Origin of the sequence: Bacillus cereus group sp. BfR-BA-01379 (genome assembly GCF_022663605.1) — a bacterium.
Taxonomy (GTDB): Bacteria; Bacillota; Bacilli; order Bacillales; family Bacillaceae_G; genus Bacillus_A; species Bacillus_A mobilis.
In genome coordinates this window covers 1-19,380 of record NZ_JAKUFT010000086.1, presented here as the reverse complement: position 1 = coordinate 19,380, position 19,380 = coordinate 1, and the positions used below count along the sequence as shown (strand labels likewise).

The following is a 19,380-nucleotide window of genomic DNA, read 5'->3' as shown; positions in this document are numbered from 1 at the left end:
GTAGTTAAATACAAATCGTGAACAACCAATTGTTTTCGTAATAGCTATTTTTTGTTCTAAACTAGGATAGATCCGAAACTGATACGCTTTATGGATAAGCACCGCTTTTCACCTCACTTCCTTTTTTATTTGTTTACAATCTTTTTCATGATATGCATGGGAACGATATCATGATATAACCAAATAATACTGATCACGTATTATTTCTTCTTTTTTGTCGAAAGTCCTCTGTCCCTTTCAAAAAAATACAAATGAAACAATTTCGTAGATGTAAAAATTCCTCTGAGCTATAACATTTTCTTTCTATAGGAACGAACTGATTACGATACCGGTACCTTATACTGATTCTTCAACAAGAAGAACCTTTAGGCTGTTGCCTAACCGTCATTCAGCTCCCACCTACTCATTGGAACATGTCCTACCCATTCCTTGAGGTGGGAGTTTTCTGTCGGGAAATGATAAACATAAGATCAACGTAATAAAAACGATGGTTAGCTGTAATTTTCTTATATGCATTTGAACCTCCTAGTAGAAAAATAATTACCGAGAGACAAAAATTATAATAGCAACGATTAAAGTGAATACGCCAGAAAAGAAGGAGAGTGTACTGTGTACTTTCTTTTGTTTCTGTTTTTCTTCTGCACTCATGATGAAAGTCATAATAGATAAGGCGAGGAGCATATAAGGCATTGTAACAAGTGCGTTTGTCAACATTCCGGATAGAGCGAGAGCGATGACAATAAGAGCGGATATAATGCGAAAGATTTTTAGCATATAAATCTCCACCTTTTAAATAGACTACTTACCGGAATAGTTCTGAGAAACTAAGAAATAAAGCACCAGCTCCAGCCATGAAAGCGAGTATACCGCTAGATTTTCTGTCTTGTTTTATTTCTCCTAGCCCTACAGTGAAAGCCATTAATCCTAAGAAAATGAACATATAAGGCATGATTTCTCTATTGCCAGTAAAAAATCCATAGATTGCTATACATAAAGCGATAAGTGCAAAAGTAATCTGTACCCCTTTTAGCATATATACCTCCAGTTATTTTATATAGTTGATAATGAGAATAATAATAATGAATCCTTTTTCCTTATTTGTTTAATGGTAATAACAAACAGTAAAGCACTTAATAGAAATTGTGAAAGTGATAGAAAGTTATGCTGACCTGCCAGTAAACGAATACTGTATATGACGTTTGCTAAATAAGTAGTATACGAAGCGTATTATGAATTCTTCTTGCTGTTTTTTGTATAAGGGTTATCTTCTGGCTTATCAACAGAATGTTTATAAGCGTAGCCTTTATTAATCGTCATGACGGAGAGTACTAGTATGACTAGGACGATTATAATACCGATAATTAATATTTTGAGCATAAAATCCCTCCTTCTCTTTATTTTACATAATTTTGTAATTGATGAAAACAATAGAAATTAAAAGGATGAAAGAAGGGTGTTACATGGAGACGAAAAAAACATATTATATATCAATAGGAAACGGTCAAATTTCACAAGTGAAGACGGCGGATACGTATAATTTTGAGATTTCCGCAAGTGATGAGGAAATTACGGAGTTAAGAGAGTACTTCGATCAAGCATATGTAGAGGATTTAGGTTCATTTGTACGTTCTCACGTTCCGTTTGTTGAGTATCATCACGATTCAAATAATGACCGATATGATGAACAACTACAAAAAGCATATAAAATGATTTACGATTTAGGAAATCATGAGACGAAAGAATTAGTCGCGCAAATGGGAATAATCAATGGATTGTAATTGGATAATATTATGCAGAAAAGCGAGAATATGCTACAATTTGTGGTAGGAAAAACTTGTAACCATCAATAGGGGAGTAATGGCATGTACAAATTTAAAGATTATTACCACAACACTGTACAATTATCGTTTGAACGTTATCCATTTTCTCCTGAGCCAAAGCATGTTTGGGTTGTATGCCGGTACGGGGATCAATGGTTATTAACGCATCATTTACGTCGCGGTCTTGAATTTCCAGGTGGTAAAGTGGAACTCGGGGAAACACCGGAAGAAGCGGCAGTTCGAGAGGTTCATGAAGAAACCGGCGGCATAGTTTCTGATTTAACTTACTTAGGACAATATAAAGTATCTGGAAAAGACAAAATAATCATTAAAAACATTTATTTTGCAACAATTAGTGCGGTAGAAGAACATACGCATTACGAAGAAACGAAAGGGTCTGTTTTATTAACAGACATTCCTGACAACATTAAAACGGATAGAAAATTTAGCTTTATAATGCGTGACGATGTATTGGCACGTACGATGAAACATATAGAAGAAATCGGCTGTTTTACGAAGTAAAGTAGCCGGTTTCTTTTTTTTGTGTGTAAGAATAAATGTAAATATATCTTTATATTGTTTTGGATATATTATACAATTTTGTAAAGGTATATTTACATTTTAGGAGGGGAAAGATGGAGAAAAGAAAAGAAACGACTGTTACTGTTTCGATGGGGAAATTAAATTTCTATTCATGTTGTATAGCATTCGCTCTGGCGATAGGAGTTAGTTTTTTACATTCACTTCTTTCAGGTGGGTTTCAAATTGAAATTACGTTACCAACCCTGTTTCTTTTTATTATCGCAATGATTGTTCTCGTTTGTATTCATGAAGCGATACATTTAATAGGATTTCGCTATATCGGTGGTGTGCCGTGGAGTGAACTGAAATGGGGTGTGAATTGGAAATTAGGTGTTGCATATGCGCATTCTAAACAGGAGATTACAGTAAAGCAAATGAAGAAAGTGTTAATGCTGCCGTTTTTACCAACTGGCATTTTGCCAATTGTAATCGGGTTAGCTACGAATATGCAATCCATCTCATTTTTAGGGATTTTACTAACAGTAGGTTGTATCGGCGACATTGCCCTATATCAAAAAGTTTCAAAGTTTCCAGATGATGCGCAAGTGAAAGATCATCCGAGTAAACCGCAGTTTACAGTATATGAATCATAAGGGAAGAGGAGGCGTTTTTGAATAACGGTCTCCTCTTATGATTTTTTGTTGATAAGTTGATATTCCTTACCATATCACTAATAAAATTCCATGTACTATCGTAATGTTTTCATCTTTACCTCTAAAAACGAAAGCACCTCCAACAAATCGTTCACTATACGTGGATGCTCAAAGTCACCCCAAAATGAATCTCTCTTCCACACACCAAGAATCCCTACTCGTTCAGAACCAAGCACATCGTTTTCTGGATGATCTCCAACGTAAAGACATTCTGTGGCCTTAACGTCTAGTTTTTGCAAAGCTCGCTCGAAAATTTCAGGATGTGGCTTTTTAATTCCTTCCGCTTCTGAAACGAGAATTGTGTTTGTATACGTATGTATGTTTAGTGCGCGAAGATTGTTTATTTGAAACTCAGTAAAGCCATTTGTAATAATGCCGATTTTAATATTTTGTTGTGTTAAACGATGGAGTAATTCATGCATGTTTTTGAAAGGAATACAATGGTGTTGAAAGTTTGTAATATAGTCGTGCAGCAGTTGCTCTGGTGTTAAAGTGGTAATGTTATATTCGCAAAGGAGAGTAGCATATACTTTATCTTTCCACGTATAGCCATTATTATCGAGCTTAAGAAATCGAGAACAATACTCTGGTTTTTCTATGTTCATTAAGTGAGAGGCAAAGCGATTATATTGATCATGAATAAACTGTTCTAGAGATTGGCGCCGATCTAATAGTGTTCCATCTAAGTCGAATAAGACTGCTTGAATCATGAGAAACCTCCTTATAGTTTGTATAATTAAGTATCGCATATTCGTTAGAAATTGATTATGATATTTTTGTAGAATGGCACGACGGAGGTTTATATGAAGAGACTGTATGGCAAGTTAGTAGGGTTTGTCGTTGCAATTGGTTTAACAACAGGATGCGATAGTTCTATGAAGAGTGTGAAGGAAAAAGAAGTTTGTAAGGCAGAAGAAGAATGCGTGAAAATAGGAGATAAGAAACTTCAAAAAGTATATGAAAAAATAGATGGATTATCTGAGCTTGAAGCAGTAGAAGATTATGATATAGAAGAGCATAAAAGTGCGGATATGAAAGAGGTAGAGCAGAAAAAAGAGGATGACGAAAATTATTTCTTTTTAGCATCGTATTATATCGATGGTGATGAAATTGTAGATCCTTATTTTGAAAAAATAGAACGGAAACGTTTAAATAAAGTATTCGCTGAAGATAAAGAAGCGAAAGAAGAGGTGCTACAACAACGGCAAGATAGAGGGTATCATGAAGACTTATGGGATATGTACCGCACTCTGATCCCAGCTAAATATCGCGGGAATATAACAGAATTCGATTTAATAACGGACGGTTATGACGGCGTTGTTGCCCACGTTATGCCTAGTATGGAGAATCCGAAAGATTGGACTCTAAGCTTAGATATACTGGATTCTGCGGTAAATATCGATGAAGTGATGAAAACATTAATTCATGAGACGGCTCATGTGTTGACGCTTGGGCATAAGCAAATACCAGTAGATGAAAAGTATTTGAAGGATTTTGACGAAGATAAAGATATTTCAAATTACAGAAGTAACTGTGAAATGCTGTTCTTACAAGAGGGGTGTGCGAGGGGGAAATCTTATATTAATCAATTTTATAACTCTTTCTGGAAGGATATTGAGCAGGAGTGGACAGAAAAGAAAGTGGAAGAAAGTGAAGAAGCTCAAATTGAATTTTTTAAGGAAAAGCATGAGGAATTTGTATCGCAGTATGGAACGACAAATGTAGCGGAAGATATTGCAGATACGTTTACAGCGTTTATTTTGCAAGATTCCAAAAAGGTGAAAGAAGGATCGGAGTTAAAGTATAAAAAAATTGCGTTCTTCTATCAGTTCCCTGAGCTTGTAAAAATGAGAGCGGAAGTGTTGACGGGATTATATGATGTTTCGAAAACGTTAGAACAACAAAGTGGACACTAATGCGAGTTATATATGTAAGCCAAGAAAACGTAAAGAATTTTAGTTCTTTGCGTTTTTTCACATTGATAAAATTGAAAATTCTGTCTCTTTTATAAAAAAGAAGAAGGAACTGAAGCTTTAAAAGAGAATTAGTATAAAAATGTCACAAATTAGACACAATTATAATGCGCATATTGTAGGGACTATAAGTTTACTCTCAAGGAGGTAATGAAACGTATGAAAACGATTCTTGCGGTTGCTGGTCTCATTTGGGTAATGTCTCACGGTTTTCCGATTTTTGAAGGAGAGCAAATTCGTAGTGCATTAAATAAAAAGTATGATGATTATCATGTAATAGATCGAAAAGAAAATGTCGTTACAGTACGTGTGAAAGATTGTTTCCATACAGTTACAGTCGCGGATGGCAACGTTACAAATGAAACAAAGATGTGTGATAAAAGGTAAAGAAAGAAGCTGACTATAGTCTATCGCTCTAAGTCAGCTTCTTTTTCGTTTCCCAATTAGAAGTTTTTCAAATGCCTCAACAAACACATACATAAGTGTTGCGAGGACACAGGTGAGTAGTACGCTCAGTAAGACGAGCGTGAAATTAAATACTTGGAATCCGTAGCTAATTAAGTAGCCAAGACCTTGTTTAGAGACGAGAAGTTCACCGAATATAACACCGACCCACGATAAACCAACGTTCACTTTTAACGTTGAAATAATTGCTGGGAAGGATGCAGGGAGAACTACTTGTTTATAACATTGCCATTTATTTGCGCCAAATGTGTCCATCACTTTTATATAGTTAGAATCGACTTCTTGAAATGCACTGTAAATAACGAGAATGGTAATGATGATGGAAATAATTACGCCCATTGCAATCGACGAAGAAATATTTGGACCGAAGATTACAATGATAATAGGTCCAAGTGCCACTTTTGGCATGGCGTTTAGGACGACGAGATAGGGATCGAGTACGCGGGCGAGAAGCGGCATCCACCAAAGAAAAGTAGCGATAATAGCGCCGAGCACTGTTCCAAGAATGAAGCCTACTCCTGTTTCAAGTAATGTCGTCCATATGTGAACCCAAAGCGAACCGTCAATCCATTTACTAAGGAAGAGATCCCAAATGCTTGAAGGAGAGCTAAAGAGTAAAGGATCAATCCACTCTTTTTTGCTAGCTATTTCCCATAGTGCAAAGAAAAGAATGAGCAGTAAAAGCTGTAAAGACCGTGCTAACCATGCGCGCTTGCGTTCTTTCTTCCGAAACTGTTCATGTAGTTGTTTTATATTATCCAAGTCGCTCCAGCTCCTTCCATATATCTTGGAAGAGGGATGGGAAATCATGGTGGTGGCGTGATTCTAACGGTGATAAGGAACGGATGCTTTCTGGGACGATAAATGTTTTCGCAATTTTTCCAGGGTTTGCTTGCAGTAAATAAATACGATCACTCATCGCAATGGCTTCTTCAATATCGTGTGTTACAAGTAGTGATGTTTTTTTATAGTTACGTAATAATGTGAAGACGAGATCTTCTAGTTTCAACTTCGTTTGATAATCGAGAGCCGAAAAAGGTTCATCTAGCAATAAAATTTTCGGATCGGTCGCTAACGTTCGAACGAGAGCGGCACGTTGACGCATACCACCGGACAGTTCACGAGGGTATTGCTCTTCTACATCATGTAGACCGACTTGTTTTAAAAGTTGTAAAGTGTGTTCTTTCGTCTGTTCATTGTAAATTTTTCGGGTGTGAAGTCCAAGCATAATATTCTCTTCAATTGTTTTCCAAGGGAACAAGTAATCTTGCTGCAACATATACCCCATAGATGAAGTTTTCGTTGTAATGGGCTCACCATCTAAAAAGACGATGCCCTCAATTGGATCAAGCAGCCCAGCAATAATGGAGAGGAGTGTTGTTTTGCCGCAACCACTTGGGCCGAGTATAGAAATAAATTCTCCTTTTTCCACTTGTAAACTCATGTCTTCGAGAATCAACTTAGCATTCTCTTTTGCGAAAAAGCAGTGAGAAACGTTACGTATTTGTAAAAAACTCATACACTTCGCCTCTATTTCTTAATAACGCTTTCGGCAATTTTTGTATTGACGAGCGCTTCATGTGGAACTTCTTTTTGTAATTCGCCAGCTTCTTTCATAATCGTTTGGAGTTGTTTCCATTCTTCAGCATCTAATAGCGGATTTGTCGCATAAGAATGTTGCTTTTTATACCGTTCAATTACTTTTACTGTAATGTCTTTTGAAGTGTCTTTAAATAACGGAGACAGGGCATCAGCAATCTCTTCTGGACTATGTGTATCAACCCATTGTTGTGCTTTATAGAGCGCACGTGTGAATTTCTCAGCAGCATCTTTATCTTTCTTTAAGAAACTTTCTTTTGCCATGAACGTTGTATACGGAACAGTTCCAGATTCATTTCCGAACGAAGCGACGATGTAACCTTTACCTTCTTTTTCTAATATACTTGCAGTCGGTTCAAAGAGCTGTACAAATTCTCCAGTGCCAGATGCAAAGGCATTTGCAATGTTAGCAAATTCGATGTTTTGAACTAAGTTTGTATCTTTGTGAGGATCAATACCATTTTTCTTTAAAACGTATTCTCCAACCATTTGCGGCATGCCGCCTTTACGCTGTCCTAAAAAAGTAACACCTTTTACGTCATTCCAATTAAATGAGTCTAATTTTTTACGCGAAACTAAAAATGTTCCATCTGTTTGTGTAAGTTGTGCGAAGTTAATGACAGGGTCTTTTGCACCTTGTTGATGAACGTAAATGGAAGTTTCAGAACCGACGAGAGCAATATCAATTCCGCCAGATAATAGGGCGGTCATCGTTTTATCTCCGCCAGCTGTTGTTTGGAGGTCAATATTTAATCCTTCATCTTTAAAAAATCCTTTTTCAATCCCGACATATAACGGGGCGTAGAAGAGAGAATGGGTAACTTCACCAACGCGAATGTTTTGCGTTGCTTCTTTCGTACCTTCTTTTTTACTACTGCAAGCAGCAAATGTGAAAACAGCTAGTAACATGATGCAAAAAACAGCTATAAATTTTTTCACTATATGACACCTCCTAGAAGTCACTCTACAAGCATGATATGTAGGTAAGTGCCCATATGTGAGTGTGGATAGCAGGAATTTTTTGGGTGATAAAGAAGTACAAATATAAGGGGTGATAAAATGGAGTACGAATATGATGATAGCGTACATTTACATCTTGATTATTTCGGAACAGAATGTGATATGGAATCGATTGCTTATAAGCGGAAGAATGAAGACGTGTGGGATGTGTATTTTAATTTTGGGGCATATGGTCTTCAGAAAGATGAGATTGAGACAGGTAGATTTATGGACGAATATGCTGGTCATTACGTTTTTTCTGTACATGCTCGGGATCTTAGTTGGGAATTTGGAAGTGCTCAATTTGAAGAGTGGGTTTTGAGAAATCAAATAGTAGAAAAATCGCTGCAAAAATAGGGAGGAATTTTGTGGTCGATTTTCTCATTTTCTTATTCATTTTCGTAGTCGGATTTTTTATTATGCAAGTACTCATTTATCGATTTGCAAAGAAACACATTCAAAAATATACAAAAATAAAATGGGTTCATATGTGGCTCGAGATGAATATGAAAAAGGGCCCGAGATTAGATCTTTTTGATTTTGTAGTTATCGTACTTGTATGTATTATATGGAAAGTATGGATGTATTCTCTTATATAATACATATGTTCATGTCTGTTAGAATGAAGGAGAACCTGTCAGTGCTGGTAGGTTCTTTTCTTATTGGTAATAATTTTGTGAAGCATAGTTCATTTATCCCGCTTTAATGGGCAGTAAGACCCCCACCTCAAAATGCAGCGAAAGCAAAGAAGTTAGGTGGGGGATTAACTGCCCATAAAAGTCCGATTGGTTCAACTAATAATCAGTGGGGGATGAAGAACCCCCCCACTGATTAAAGTTTCACTTTATGCTGCTAGAATATAGAGCGAAGAAGGTTTATCCCATTCAACCTTGAATGGGGCGGACTCATTACAGTTTCATTGTATTTTTAAGGGGAAATTAAGGATACATGTGTATATTATAAGCACATAGGGAGACTAGCTGTATACAAATATGGTATTTTGTATAGGACAATATGTTTGTTGATGCGAGACGAAGGGGTAAAGGAAAGAGGGAATCAATTGCGTTTTAATGTTTTTACACAGCGACGAAGAAGAGATGAATTTCATTTTAGTTTTTCGGCTCAACAACCGAGAAAGAATCTATTAATTTCTATCATTCTTAGCGGAATGTGGGCGATCTGTTTAGAAACGCTATTCTTTGTTATGTTAAGGTCTTTCGAATTTGAGAGAACTAAAGAATTTTTCAATGGAACAATACAGATAAGTATACTCATTATCGTTTTGTGGAGTGTACTACTGTACATCATTCATTTAAATAAAGGCATCAGTCATAAGCTTAGGCCGGCTATTCGAGTTTATGTCGTATTATTTTTAATTGCTCATACAATGAATTGGATGTATATCGTAGTGCAGGAGGATATGAACCTTATAGTAGTAAATACATGGGTGTATTTACAATATGGACAGTATATATTAAGCCTGTTATTTATTTATATGGTATACGTTTTTGCATATAATTTGCTTGGAAGAGTTTTCTTAAGTACAACGATAACTAGCATAGTCTTACTTATTTTTGTGATGGTGAACCATTTTAAACTCATTTTTAGAGGAGAACCATTCTACCCATCTGATTTTACACAGATTGGTCATATGAATTCCGTTATACCGATGGTCATGGATTATTTCAGTGTTTGGAATATGTTTCTGGCAATAGTGGGCATTGTTTTGATTATATTTGTAATTATGTATATACGAAAGTATATTCCAGTTATAAAATCACATATTATTATGAGGATTATTTTAATATGCGGCTCTGCGTTTATGTTGTATGGATATAGTAACTATCCTACTACCTTTATGAATAATATATTTATAAAAAGTGGAGTAGACATCCGCGCGTGGAATCAAGCCGCAAATTATAAGGTGAATGGCTTTGTTATAGGCTTTTTAAGCAACTTAGATACGACAGTCATTAAAGAGCCGAAAGAATATTCAAAAGAAAATATGCAGCAAATTGCAAAGGATATAGAGAAGCAATATGGTGGTAAAGTAAAAGCGCAAAAAAAGGCAGAGAAGCCGAATATTATATTTATTATGAGTGAAGCATTCTGGGATCCGACAAAATTAACGAATCTGTCATTTAGCGAAGATCCAGTGCCGAATTTACATCATTATACAGAGAGTTTCCCAGGGGGACAAACGATAGCTCCTACATTTGGAGGGAATACAGCGAATACAGAATTTGAAGCATTAACGAGTTACTCGATGAGTCTTTTAATGCCTGGTTCTATACCATATCAACAAGCTATCCCAAGTCAGAAAGAAGTTCCATCTATTGCAAGTGAATTGAAAAAACAAGGGTATTATGCAAGTGCAATTCATGCTTATAATCGATCGTTTTATAAAAGGGATGATGTTTATAAAACATTGGGATTTGATAATTTTAATGCAGAAGACACGATGAAAAATACAGAAGTAGTTGGAGATAATATTGGTGATTTATCCATGAGTAAAGAAATCATAGATGAATTAAAGAAGAGAAAACAACCTACGTTTATTCATGCGGTGACGATGCAAAATCATTTTCCGTATACGCCAAATATGTTTGGAGAAAATAAAGTAGAAATTAGTGGATTAACAGAAGAGGAATCGAAGGCAGAATTAGAGGCATATACAGAAGGGGTAAGATTGTCTGATGAAGCGTTGCAATATTTAATCGAGCAGCTTGATGATTTAGACAGACCTACGTTATTAGTCTTCTTTGGAGACCATTTACCTATGTTGGGAACTAATAAATCTATTTATAAAGAAGCAGGATATATAGAAGATGAAGAGACGGTAAGAGAAAGATTAATTATGTCAGAAACACCATTGTTAATGTATGCAAACTTTGATTTGCCAAATGACAATTTAGGTTTAGTAAGCCCAATTTATTTTTCTAGTCTTGTTTTTGATTATGCAGGACTAAATCAATCACCGTTTTATCAATTTTTATCGGAAATGCATAAAGAAATACCAGTTCTTAGAGATGAGTTAAAGGTTAATAAAGATGGAGAAGAGATAACAGATTTAACAAAGGAACAACAAGAAATGTTAGAGCAATATAAAATGATTCAATATGATTTACTTGCTGGAAAGCAGTATAGTAAAAGTATACTTTTTAAATAGAAAAACAAAAAGAACTTGTATAACGATACAAGTTCTTTTTTTATAGTATTTAACGGGGTAACCAGACAAGCTGGGTTTAGGGAGTATTACCTGTACATTTAGTATAAATGAAAATGTAATCGTTTTATTAATTGATTTGTGAGAAATATGTGAATTTTATTCTTTTCAAAAACGGCATTCCTATCAAAACGATTTGGCATAGATTTTTATGAATGCAAAAACTTTATAAGTTCTTCATTTAATTCATCCGCTTGATCGATTGGAGAGCCGTGACCGCTATTTGTAAGAGGATATAACTGAGAATTTTTGATCCGCTTTTGCGTGAGTTCAGCACTTTTGTAAGGGATAAGTTGATCGTGAACACCGTGGAATATTTTTGTTGGGACGTTAATTTTACTTAAATCTTTCGTTACATCTTCATTTGCGGCTGCTTGCAAGATTTTGATGAGAGCGTAGGAGGCAGACTGCATACCGAGATAAGAAAACCATTCTAACGTAGCAGAACCTAAGTTTCTATTAAAAAATGATAAAGATACATCATTTAAAAATTTGGGCATATTGACATACATTTGATTAATGAGGGTATCTGCTTGTTCTTTTGGGACACCATAGGGTGATTCTTGATTTTTAACGAAAGAGGGGGAAACTGCATCGACTAATACAAGTTTAGAAATGCGATGGCCATTATGGCGGGACATGTACCGAATAGAAAGAGCACCACCTACTGAGAAACCGACTAATGTAGCATTTTCCACTTGAAGTGCTTCTAGAACAATGGCGATATCGTCTGCTAAACGATCGTATGTGTAACCGGTCCACGGTTTATCAGATTGCCCGTTCCCACGTATATCCATAGCGATGCAGCGGAACCCGTGCTGTGGTAACACATTGAGTTGATATTGATACATTTGATGATTTAAAGGCCAGCCATGGACGAAGAACACAGTTTTACTAACGGGTCCGGGATTTACGTCTTGCACAAAAATATGCACATCTTTCTCCACAGTAACAAACATAAATTATCCTCCTAACCTATTCATATGCTCTATCCCAAAAGCGTTGTTTCGTCATAGCTTTAATAAATGCATTCGCCAGGAGCGTAGGGTTCTGTTCTACTAAGACACCAGGCTTTCCGTTAATATTTAAAGATTGAATAACAGTAGATCCATTTTGGAAGGCACCAATGGGCTTAAAGTGATTATAGGATTCTACGACAAATGAAGTCGCTTTATTAAGAAACTTTTCATCAAGGTTTCCTCCAATAAGAAGTAGCCCGTCATAAAGAAGTGAGGATCCTGTTAAAAAAGTATCATTCACGTCCCAGCGTACATTTTGTGTTCCTTGCACAATACCTAACCGCTCGGAAACAATCACCGACTGCAACCCAACTTGTTTGAATTGATTTAGTATATATTGCGCGTTTTGTCCGTCATATCCATTTGCAACAATGACACCTACTCGTAATGTATTAGGACTAAATGTCGTATTTGCCATACTGAGTGCTGGCGATGATTTCGTAACGCTCGATTCTTGAATATTTGGGACTTTTGCTCCGACCGCTTCAGCGACTAACGTAGCTAATTCAGTACTAATATGACCAATCATATTTACGACTTGTTGACGGACGGATTTACTTTTTACTTTTCCTAATTCAAAGGAGAAGGCTTGCATAATATGAACCTTCTCGACGTTACTCATACTATTCCAAAATAAACGTGCTTGAGAGAAATGATCTTTGAAACTGGCGGCTGTTTCTCTCGTTTTATGCCCTGATACAGTGGAAGGATATGTAACGAACCCACCCTTTGTACCGGGGACCGTGTAAGGCGTGTTATTTGCTAAGGAATTATTATGGTAAGCGACTTTTCCTTTATCAATTATATATTTAGAGGCACCATCTCTTTGGTTGTTATGAAATGGGCATACCGGACGGTTAATCGGTAATTCTTGATAATTGGTACCGACGCGTGCTAATTGAGTGTCAGTATAAGAAAAGAGCCTACCTTGTAAGAGTGGATCATTGGTGAAATCAATACCGCGGACGATACTTCCGGGATGAAGTGCGACTTGTTCCGTTTCAGCGAATACATTATCGACGTTGCGATTTAATGTCATTTTTCCGATGAGTTTAACAGGGAAATCTTCTTCAGGCCAAATTTTCGTCGCATCTAATATATCGAAATCGTATTTAAATTCATCCTCTTCTTCTAAAATTTGAATGCCAAGTTCGTACTCCGGATAGTTTCCAGCATTAATATTTTCCCATAAATCACGGCGATGGTAATCTGGATCAGCGCCGCCTAATTTTTGAGCTTCATCCCAAATTAATGAATGAATGCCGAGCTTCGGCTTCCAGTGAAATTTTACGAATCGCGACTTTCCATTTTTATTCACTAAGCGGAATGTATGAACACCAAATCCTTGCATCATTCGAAAGCTTCTTGGAATGGCACGATCAGACATAATCCACATCATCATCGCAGCAGATTCTTGGTTATTGGCGATGAAGTCCCAAAATGTATCATGTGCCGTTTGTCCCTGGGGAATCTCATTATGCGGCTCAGGTTTAAGGGCGTGAATAAGATCAGGAAATTTAATGCCATCTTGGATGAAGAAAATCGGGATATTGTTTCCTACTAAATCAAAATTTCCTTCTTCTGTATAAAATTTAACGGCGAACCCTCGTACATCTCGATTTGTTTCATTCGCCCCTTTTGATCCAGCCACTTCAGAGAAGCGAACGAAAAGGGGTGTTTTTTTTGAAGGGTCTTGTAAAAAATTGGCCATTGTTAGCTCTTCTAAAGATTCATATAGTTCGAATATACCATGTGCGCCATATCCACGTGCGTGAACGACTCTTTCAGGAATTCGTTCACGGTCAAAATGAGCAAGCTTTTCTCGCATTAGAAAATCTTCTAGAAGAGTAGGGCCACGATCACCAACGGTTAAAGAGTTTTCATCATTTGAAATTGTAACACCTGTATTTGTCGTCATTTTCTTGCCTTCATTCTCGCGGGTGAAGGCTTCCAATTGTTCTGTTTTTTTATTTTTTTTGCCGTCCATATAAAACACCTCCCATAATATACGTATTATTGTTTATAGCTTTTATGCTTATATATAGCCTGAAGATACTTTGCTTTATTGGGATGATTTTCCTCAAATGTTCGATTTATCTTTGTTTGTCTATGAAAATCATTTATTATAATAAATGGTATTCTTCGAGATATTATTTTGAAGGGGTGTTGAAGTGAAAGGAAGTTTTCTATCATATAAAGAAGAAGAAAGGAATGCCAAAATCTTTTTGTGGGTGCTGTATGTCATTGTTGTTTTATACCAAATTTTCTATGTAATCTTATTAGAAAATAAATCACTCATGGATAAGGGGCATAGCATAATATGGCAAGTTATTTGCGGAACAGCAATACTGGGTGCAAATATCTATTTAATAAAAAAAGAGAAAGCACCTCTTGTCAAATATGCATGTATATTTGCATACATAGGGATAGAAATGGCTAATATACTTTCGTATATGCTTTATAATAAAGCGGTATTTGATGCGGTAAATATAATAGAAATTATTCTCATTTTCTTTGTACCTATATTCTTAAATAAAAAGTATTTTGTGTTTGTACTTTCGACTATTGTGGGGAAATATGTAATTTATTTATTTGTATTAGAGGAAGTAAAAGCGTTTATGTTCCTCATTATGTATACACTCGTATTAATAGCGGCATACATCATTTTAAATCGATTTATACAATACCTTTCAGCGGTAAAGAAAAGTATTAAGATTGCTAGTGAATCACAAAAATTAGCAGTAGTCGGAAAAATGGCAGCGACAGTAGGACATGAAATTAAAAATCCACTTGCTTCATTAAAAGGATTTACGCAATTACAACGAGAGAAGCATGGAGAGGATCCTGTTTACAAACAGATGATTTTTGAAATAGAAAATATGAATAGTATGATAAGTGAGTTGATGGAAGTTGCTACATGTAAACCTTCTATTTATAAGAAACATAATATAGGAGAAATTGCATTACAAGCAGTAACGATTGTTCGCGAAAAAATGAATGAATCTAGCGTTCAGCTTATTTCTAGTGTAGAAGAAAAGGTGATAGAAGTTGAATGTGATGAGCGGAAAATAAGAGGAGTCGTGCTATATGTCATAAAAAATGCTCTGGAGGCAATGGAGCAAGGTGGCACTTTAGATTTAAGATTAGACAATGAAGGACAAGATTATGTAGTGCTAAGTGTAATTGATAATGGTTACGGTATTAAGAAGGAAAATTTGGCGCGTGTTAAAGAGGCCTTTTATACAACGAAACAAGATAAAATTGGCCTGGGACTTACTGTAGCAGATCGTATTGTCAACGAACACCTTGGTGAATTACATATTTCAAGTGAAAGAAATAAGGGAACGAGAATAGATATTATTCTTCCAAAAAAGTGTGGAAATAATGAAATCCAAGTGGGAGAAAAGCTAGGAGTTACCATATGAATAAAGATGATATATTTAAAAATGAAGAAATCAAGGCGCTGAAAATATATTTAAGTTTGTTTTTTATTATATTTTTTGTATACGATCTTGCCTACGAATTTATTGTACCTCTAATAGGAGGGGAGCAAGAAGGAGTAGGGAAATTCGAAGATGGTTTAGGGTTATGGCTCTATTTTCTGATGGTGATCTTATTTTGCACTGGAATATACTTTATGAAATGGAGAAATCCATTTGCAGTAAAATATATTATTCTAATTGGATATAATCTATTAGATTTTATCCATAATTTTATGATTTATTACGGTAGTGACGCTGAGTTTGATGGTGGGAACATAGTAGAAGGATTTTTTATTTTATTTGCACCAATCTTTGTGAACAAAAGGTATTTTTGGTTAGTTACGGGGATACTTGTTGGAAAGTATGCTCTTATAGGAATCATGATTCAATCGTCACTCGTTATAATCCCAATGGCATTATATAGCGTATTTACTATCATATGTTGGATTATGTTTTTGAGATTTCAGTCTTACATCCGTACGCTTGAGATGATGGATAAAGAAATAGAACAAACAGAAAAACTAGCAACGGTTGGGAAAATGGCAACAGTTATTGGCTACAAAATTAGAGGACCTTTAGCGAATCTAGATAAATTTGTGAATAAGCAAGCAAATAAATATCCTGAGGATAAAATATATAGTGATATTATGAAACAAGAAGTAGAACGCATTCATACAATCGCTACAGAACTTAGTGGATTTGAGAAATCTAAATCACCAGAATCAGAAATTCATAATATAGAAGAAATTATCGCTTATGTTATTCGAGTTATGGGAAAGCCTGCTTTAAAGCAAGGAGTGCACATACAAGGTATTTATAGTAAAGACATACCATCGATTATATGCGATGAAAAACGATTAAAACAAGTATTTTTTAATTTAATTAAAAATGCAATTGAAGCAATGTCAGTTGGTGGAACGATTACGATTAAAGTGACTGTAGAAGATGCAATCATTGTCCAAGTTAAGGATGAGGGTTGCGGCATTCCAAAAGACAAAATTCCGAAGCTAAATGAAGCTTTTTACACAACGAAAGAAACAGGAACAGGTTTAGGGTTAGTAGTCACAGAAAAAATTATTAAAGACCACAACGGTAAAATGAGTTTTGAAAGTGAAGTTGGGGTTGGAACGACGGTGAAGGTTATGTTGCCGATGTAATAAAAAATATTTTAAAAAGGGAGATCACTTATTTGAGCGTGATCTCCCTTTTTTATCGTGGATGAGAGGAAGACATGTTGATAAAGGTAGGAAAGTTAGTTGCATTAACATAGTGTATATAATTTTAAAATCCAGAATATGGATACATTTACAATGATAGTATATAATGAACTTGTCTGTTATTTGTTTTAATTCATTTATGTTTCTATTTGTTGGCCCCAATTATTGGGGTCTTTTTTGTTAAATAAATTACTTTTAAGAGGGGACTAAATATTAGTGATTAGAAAAATTGAATATACAGCACTGGCAGTAATTCCAGGGTTAATATAAAGGGAGATAGCATCTCCTCTCGAAATGGGATTTCCAGTTGTAACGCTAGTCCAAGTTACAGTAGCGGGACCTACCGCTGGAGTGGGGTTAAACACTTGAATTTGTCCTGATCCAGTATCCGTCGGTTTAATTGAAAATACTATAGTTCCGGTAATTTTGTCAGTAGTAGTTAAGGTAATGGTAGATAGGATGTAACTAGCAGTAGGGGCAGTGAGGTTTGTAGGGACATTCCTGCAAATATCAATCGTATAAACAGCAGCAGGTAAGTTATTTACATTTATAGACGCAGCAAATCCAACTATACTACCGGCTCCGGCAGTGACATATGGAATAACATTGGAGTCAATTCCAGGAGAGCCCGCTATACGTTGAAAACCAGCATTTGTTCCTTGAAAAACAATACTTTTTGCTGATGTACTACCGGCAGTTCCCGTAGGTCCAGTGATGCCGGAAGGTCCAGTGCTACCAGAAGGCCCAGTGCTACCAGAAGGTCCAGTATTACCAGAAGGCCCAGTGCTACCAGAAGGTCCAGTGCTACCAGAAGGCCCAGCGATGCCAGTAGAGCCAGTGCTACCGGAAGGTCCAGTATTCCCCGTAGGCCCAGTGCTACCAGAAGGTCCAGTGCTACCGGAAGGTCCAGTGCTACCAGAAGGTCCAGTATTCCCAGAAGGTCCAGTATTCCCAGAAGGTCCAGTACTACCGGAAGGTCCAGTGATACCCGTAGGTCCACTTTCTACTAATACGATATAATCTGGAGATATATTCGGAAACCCTTGAGGGGCATCTTTTTTTACAACATAGCCGCTGCTCGTATAAGTGACAACTTGTCCTGTTTTATAGGTGGAAGCGGCTGCTAGACTAAAGGCGGTAGTACTTTGTAAGCCAGCTCCGGAAGGTCCAGTACTACCAGTAGCCCCAGAAGGTCCAGTACTTCCGGTAGCGCCGGTGCTACCAGTGGGACCTGTACTGCCTGTAGGCCCAGTATTTCCGTTAGAACCACTGTTACGTCTGCCGTCGCAACTAAAACAATTACGTGGGTACATGTACGTTCTCCTTTCTCTATTTTGAAAATCTATTTTAAAAATAGAACTACTATATATATATTATGGATTCTATAGTTTTGTGTGGTCGATCGTATTGTATGTCTAGATTTCAAAAATAGGGGAGAATGAGATTGTGCTAGATCTAACGATGAGTGACATATTTGTTTCTCCTGTTTAAAAGAATTCCTGCCTTGTTAGTTTTTCTTATTTTTCATAGCAAAATAGGAAGCGGATAGAAACAAATAAACCCTAAAATCCAGCCGATAGAGGGAGAATAGGGAAGTATATGTTGTAATACCATTCCGCTAGAAGTAAAAAAGCTACCGAGTAGACCTAAGAAGATGGGGTATCGCAGTAATTTGAACATAAGTGATAATACAACCTCCTTTATGACATACATTGCATATTAGTCTTAATTTTCTGTATACAATGTTTTAGAAAAATAGTGGTACAATATATGAATGATACGAGAGAGGATGAACATTAACATATGTACGTTACTGTAACAGAAGCAGCATATAAAAAGATTATGGATACGATTCCAAGTGAAGCGAAATATATAAAGTTATTTTATGATAATGAAGGTTGCGGTTGTGTTATGAGTGGAATTATCGATTTAGTAGCTGTAGCAGAAAAAGATGAGCGCGATGTGGATATCGAATCTAGCGTAATGAATTTTATTGCAGATCGCACAAAGCTTGTATTTATGGATGATAAGTTAACAGTTGATTGGCATGAAGGTGGAGGAACTTTTCAACTGAAGAGTCCGAGTCAATTTTATAATCCAAATATGAAGTTACACGTTCGAGTGTAGTACAGGAAAGGTGGTTCCAAAATATGTTTTGGAATTACCTTTTTTATTGTATAGGTCGATATATTTAAAAAATCGCCGATATAATTTGAGTTGCGCTGATATATTCGAAAAATCGCTAATATAATTGCATGTGTCAAACAAAGCAAACCTCTCCATACGATAGGAAGATTTTTTCACATAATGAAATGTACATATGATTGAATTTTCTGTATAATCTT

At 36.1% G+C, this 19,380-nt stretch carries 22 protein-coding genes and 1 pseudogene; 11 read left to right on the top strand and 12 right to left on the bottom strand.

Features of this window, described 5'->3' with window-relative positions; genetic code table 11:
- From MR113_RS23515 to ytzI, 4 genes are all read right to left on the bottom strand, one after another.
- On the bottom strand, positions 1-102 hold a 102-nt coding region (locus tag MR113_RS23515), incomplete at its 3' end, for a helix-turn-helix domain-containing protein (RefSeq protein ID WP_242251933.1).
- Positions 103-540: 438 nt separating this feature from the next.
- Positions 541-774: a DUF3953 domain-containing protein gene (locus MR113_RS23510; protein ID WP_242257050.1), complete on the bottom strand. Its 234-nt coding sequence runs from the start codon at positions 772-774 to the stop codon at positions 541-543.
- Between the two features lie 28 nt (positions 775-802).
- Positions 803-1,033: a YczI family protein gene (locus MR113_RS23505; RefSeq protein WP_242257049.1), complete on the bottom strand. Its 231-nt coding sequence runs from the start codon at positions 1,031-1,033 to the stop codon at positions 803-805.
- A gap of 194 nt (positions 1,034-1,227) precedes the next feature.
- Complete coding sequence (gene ytzI, locus MR113_RS23500; protein WP_000912935.1) at positions 1,228-1,377, bottom strand: YtzI protein; 150 nt, start codon at positions 1,375-1,377, stop codon at positions 1,228-1,230.
- 83 nt (positions 1,378-1,460) lie between these two features.
- Here ytzI and MR113_RS23495 point away from each other — a divergent pair, with 83 nt between their 5' ends.
- The 3 genes from MR113_RS23495 (at position 1,461) to MR113_RS23485 (ending at position 2,995) form a co-directional block, all read left to right on the top strand.
- Entirely contained in the window at positions 1,461-1,778 is a 318-nt protein-coding gene (locus tag MR113_RS23495; protein WP_000448410.1) for a hypothetical protein, read from the top strand.
- A gap of 84 nt (positions 1,779-1,862) precedes the next feature.
- Positions 1,863-2,342: an antimutator 8-oxo-(dGTP/GTP)ase gene (gene mutTA, locus MR113_RS23490; RefSeq protein WP_000276386.1), complete on the top strand. Its 480-nt coding sequence runs from the start codon at positions 1,863-1,865 to the stop codon at positions 2,340-2,342.
- 113 nt (positions 2,343-2,455) lie between these two features.
- The gene (locus MR113_RS23485) at positions 2,456-2,995 is read left to right on the top strand and encodes a DUF3267 domain-containing protein (RefSeq protein ID WP_242257048.1); all 540 of its coding nucleotides are present in this window, start codon (positions 2,456-2,458) and stop codon (positions 2,993-2,995) included.
- Between the two features lie 95 nt (positions 2,996-3,090).
- Here MR113_RS23485 and MR113_RS23480 read toward each other — a convergent pair whose 3' ends face one another.
- Positions 3,091-3,765 carry an HAD family hydrolase gene (locus tag MR113_RS23480; RefSeq protein ID WP_242257047.1) on the bottom strand — a complete coding sequence of 225 codons (675 nt, stop codon included), beginning with the start codon at positions 3,763-3,765 and terminating at the stop codon, positions 3,091-3,093.
- A gap of 93 nt (positions 3,766-3,858) precedes the next feature.
- On the opposite strand from MR113_RS23480, the gene MR113_RS23475 reads away from it, so the two are divergent.
- Together MR113_RS23475 and MR113_RS23470 are read left to right on the top strand one after the other, a co-directional pair.
- Complete coding sequence (locus tag MR113_RS23475; protein WP_242257046.1) at positions 3,859-4,971, top strand: recombinase family protein; 1,113 nt, start codon at positions 3,859-3,861, stop codon at positions 4,969-4,971.
- Positions 4,972-5,187: 216 nt separating this feature from the next.
- Positions 5,188-5,415, top strand: a complete 228-nt coding sequence (locus tag MR113_RS23470; RefSeq protein WP_000849118.1) for a hypothetical protein — start codon at positions 5,188-5,190, stop codon at positions 5,413-5,415.
- A 33-nt stretch (positions 5,416-5,448) separates the two neighbouring features.
- Here the strand turns inward: MR113_RS23470 and MR113_RS23465 are convergent, their stop codons facing one another.
- Genes MR113_RS23465 through MR113_RS23455 form a run of 3 tightly spaced genes read right to left on the bottom strand, consistent with a single transcriptional unit; the run spans position 5,449 to position 8,031 of the window.
- Positions 5,449-6,255 (bottom strand): ABC transporter permease, encoded by an 807-nt coding sequence (locus MR113_RS23465; protein WP_063262094.1) that lies wholly within the window; start codon positions 6,253-6,255, stop codon positions 5,449-5,451.
- Positions 6,248-7,012 (bottom strand): ABC transporter ATP-binding protein, encoded by a 765-nt coding sequence (locus MR113_RS23460; protein WP_242257045.1) that lies wholly within the window; start codon positions 7,010-7,012, stop codon positions 6,248-6,250. Before MR113_RS23460 ends, MR113_RS23465 begins: the two co-directional genes overlap by 8 nt.
- An 11-nt stretch (positions 7,013-7,023) precedes the next feature.
- Positions 7,024-8,031 (bottom strand): ABC transporter substrate-binding protein, encoded by a 1,008-nt coding sequence (locus MR113_RS23455; RefSeq protein ID WP_242257044.1) that lies wholly within the window; start codon positions 8,029-8,031, stop codon positions 7,024-7,026.
- A gap of 120 nt (positions 8,032-8,151) precedes the next feature.
- Between MR113_RS23455 and MR113_RS23450 the strand changes: the two genes are divergently transcribed.
- The 3 genes from MR113_RS23450 (at position 8,152) to MR113_RS23440 (ending at position 11,260) form a co-directional block, all read left to right on the top strand.
- The gene (locus MR113_RS23450; RefSeq protein WP_000455571.1) at positions 8,152-8,448 is read left to right on the top strand and encodes a DUF3986 family protein; all 297 of its coding nucleotides are present in this window, start codon (positions 8,152-8,154) and stop codon (positions 8,446-8,448) included.
- A gap of 11 nt (positions 8,449-8,459) precedes the next feature.
- On the top strand, positions 8,460-8,690 hold the full coding sequence (locus MR113_RS23445) for a hypothetical protein (RefSeq protein WP_242257043.1): 231 nt from the start codon (positions 8,460-8,462) through the stop codon (positions 8,688-8,690).
- A gap of 425 nt (positions 8,691-9,115) precedes the next feature.
- A complete protein-coding gene (locus tag MR113_RS23440; protein ID WP_242257051.1) occupies positions 9,116-11,260 on the top strand; it encodes an LTA synthase family protein in 2,145 nt (714 codons plus the stop codon).
- Between the two features lie 206 nt (positions 11,261-11,466).
- Here MR113_RS23440 and MR113_RS23435 read toward each other — a convergent pair whose 3' ends face one another.
- Positions 11,467-12,276, bottom strand: coding sequence for an alpha/beta fold hydrolase (locus tag MR113_RS23435; protein WP_242257042.1), 810 nt, complete (start codon positions 12,274-12,276; stop codon positions 11,467-11,469).
- Positions 12,277-12,292: 16 nt separating this feature from the next.
- Positions 12,293-14,323 (bottom strand): catalase, encoded by a 2,031-nt coding sequence (locus tag MR113_RS23430; protein WP_242257041.1) that lies wholly within the window; start codon positions 14,321-14,323, stop codon positions 12,293-12,295.
- A gap of 184 nt (positions 14,324-14,507) precedes the next feature.
- On the opposite strand from MR113_RS23430, the gene MR113_RS23425 reads away from it, so the two are divergent.
- Complete coding sequence (locus MR113_RS23425; RefSeq protein WP_242257040.1) at positions 14,508-15,761, top strand: ATP-binding protein; 1,254 nt, start codon at positions 14,508-14,510, stop codon at positions 15,759-15,761.
- On the top strand, positions 15,758-16,975 hold the full coding sequence (locus MR113_RS23420; RefSeq protein ID WP_242257039.1) for an ATP-binding protein: 1,218 nt from the start codon (positions 15,758-15,760) through the stop codon (positions 16,973-16,975). Before MR113_RS23425 ends, MR113_RS23420 begins: the two co-directional genes overlap by 4 nt.
- Before the next feature lie 266 nt (positions 16,976-17,241).
- Here MR113_RS23420 and MR113_RS23415 read toward each other — a convergent pair whose 3' ends face one another.
- The gene (locus MR113_RS23415; RefSeq protein ID WP_242257038.1) at positions 17,242-18,348 is read right to left on the bottom strand and encodes a collagen-like domain-containing protein; all 1,107 of its coding nucleotides are present in this window, start codon (positions 18,346-18,348) and stop codon (positions 17,242-17,244) included.
- A gap of 194 nt (positions 18,349-18,542) precedes the next feature.
- Positions 18,543-18,748: pseudogene (locus MR113_RS23410) on the bottom strand (hypothetical protein).
- A 90-nt stretch (positions 18,749-18,838) separates the two neighbouring features.
- Between MR113_RS23410 and MR113_RS23405 the strand changes: the two are divergent.
- Positions 18,839-19,162 carry an iron-sulfur cluster biosynthesis family protein gene (locus MR113_RS23405; RefSeq protein ID WP_242257037.1) on the top strand — a complete coding sequence of 108 codons (324 nt, stop codon included), beginning with the start codon at positions 18,839-18,841 and terminating at the stop codon, positions 19,160-19,162.
- Positions 19,163-19,380 lie beyond the last annotated feature (218 nt).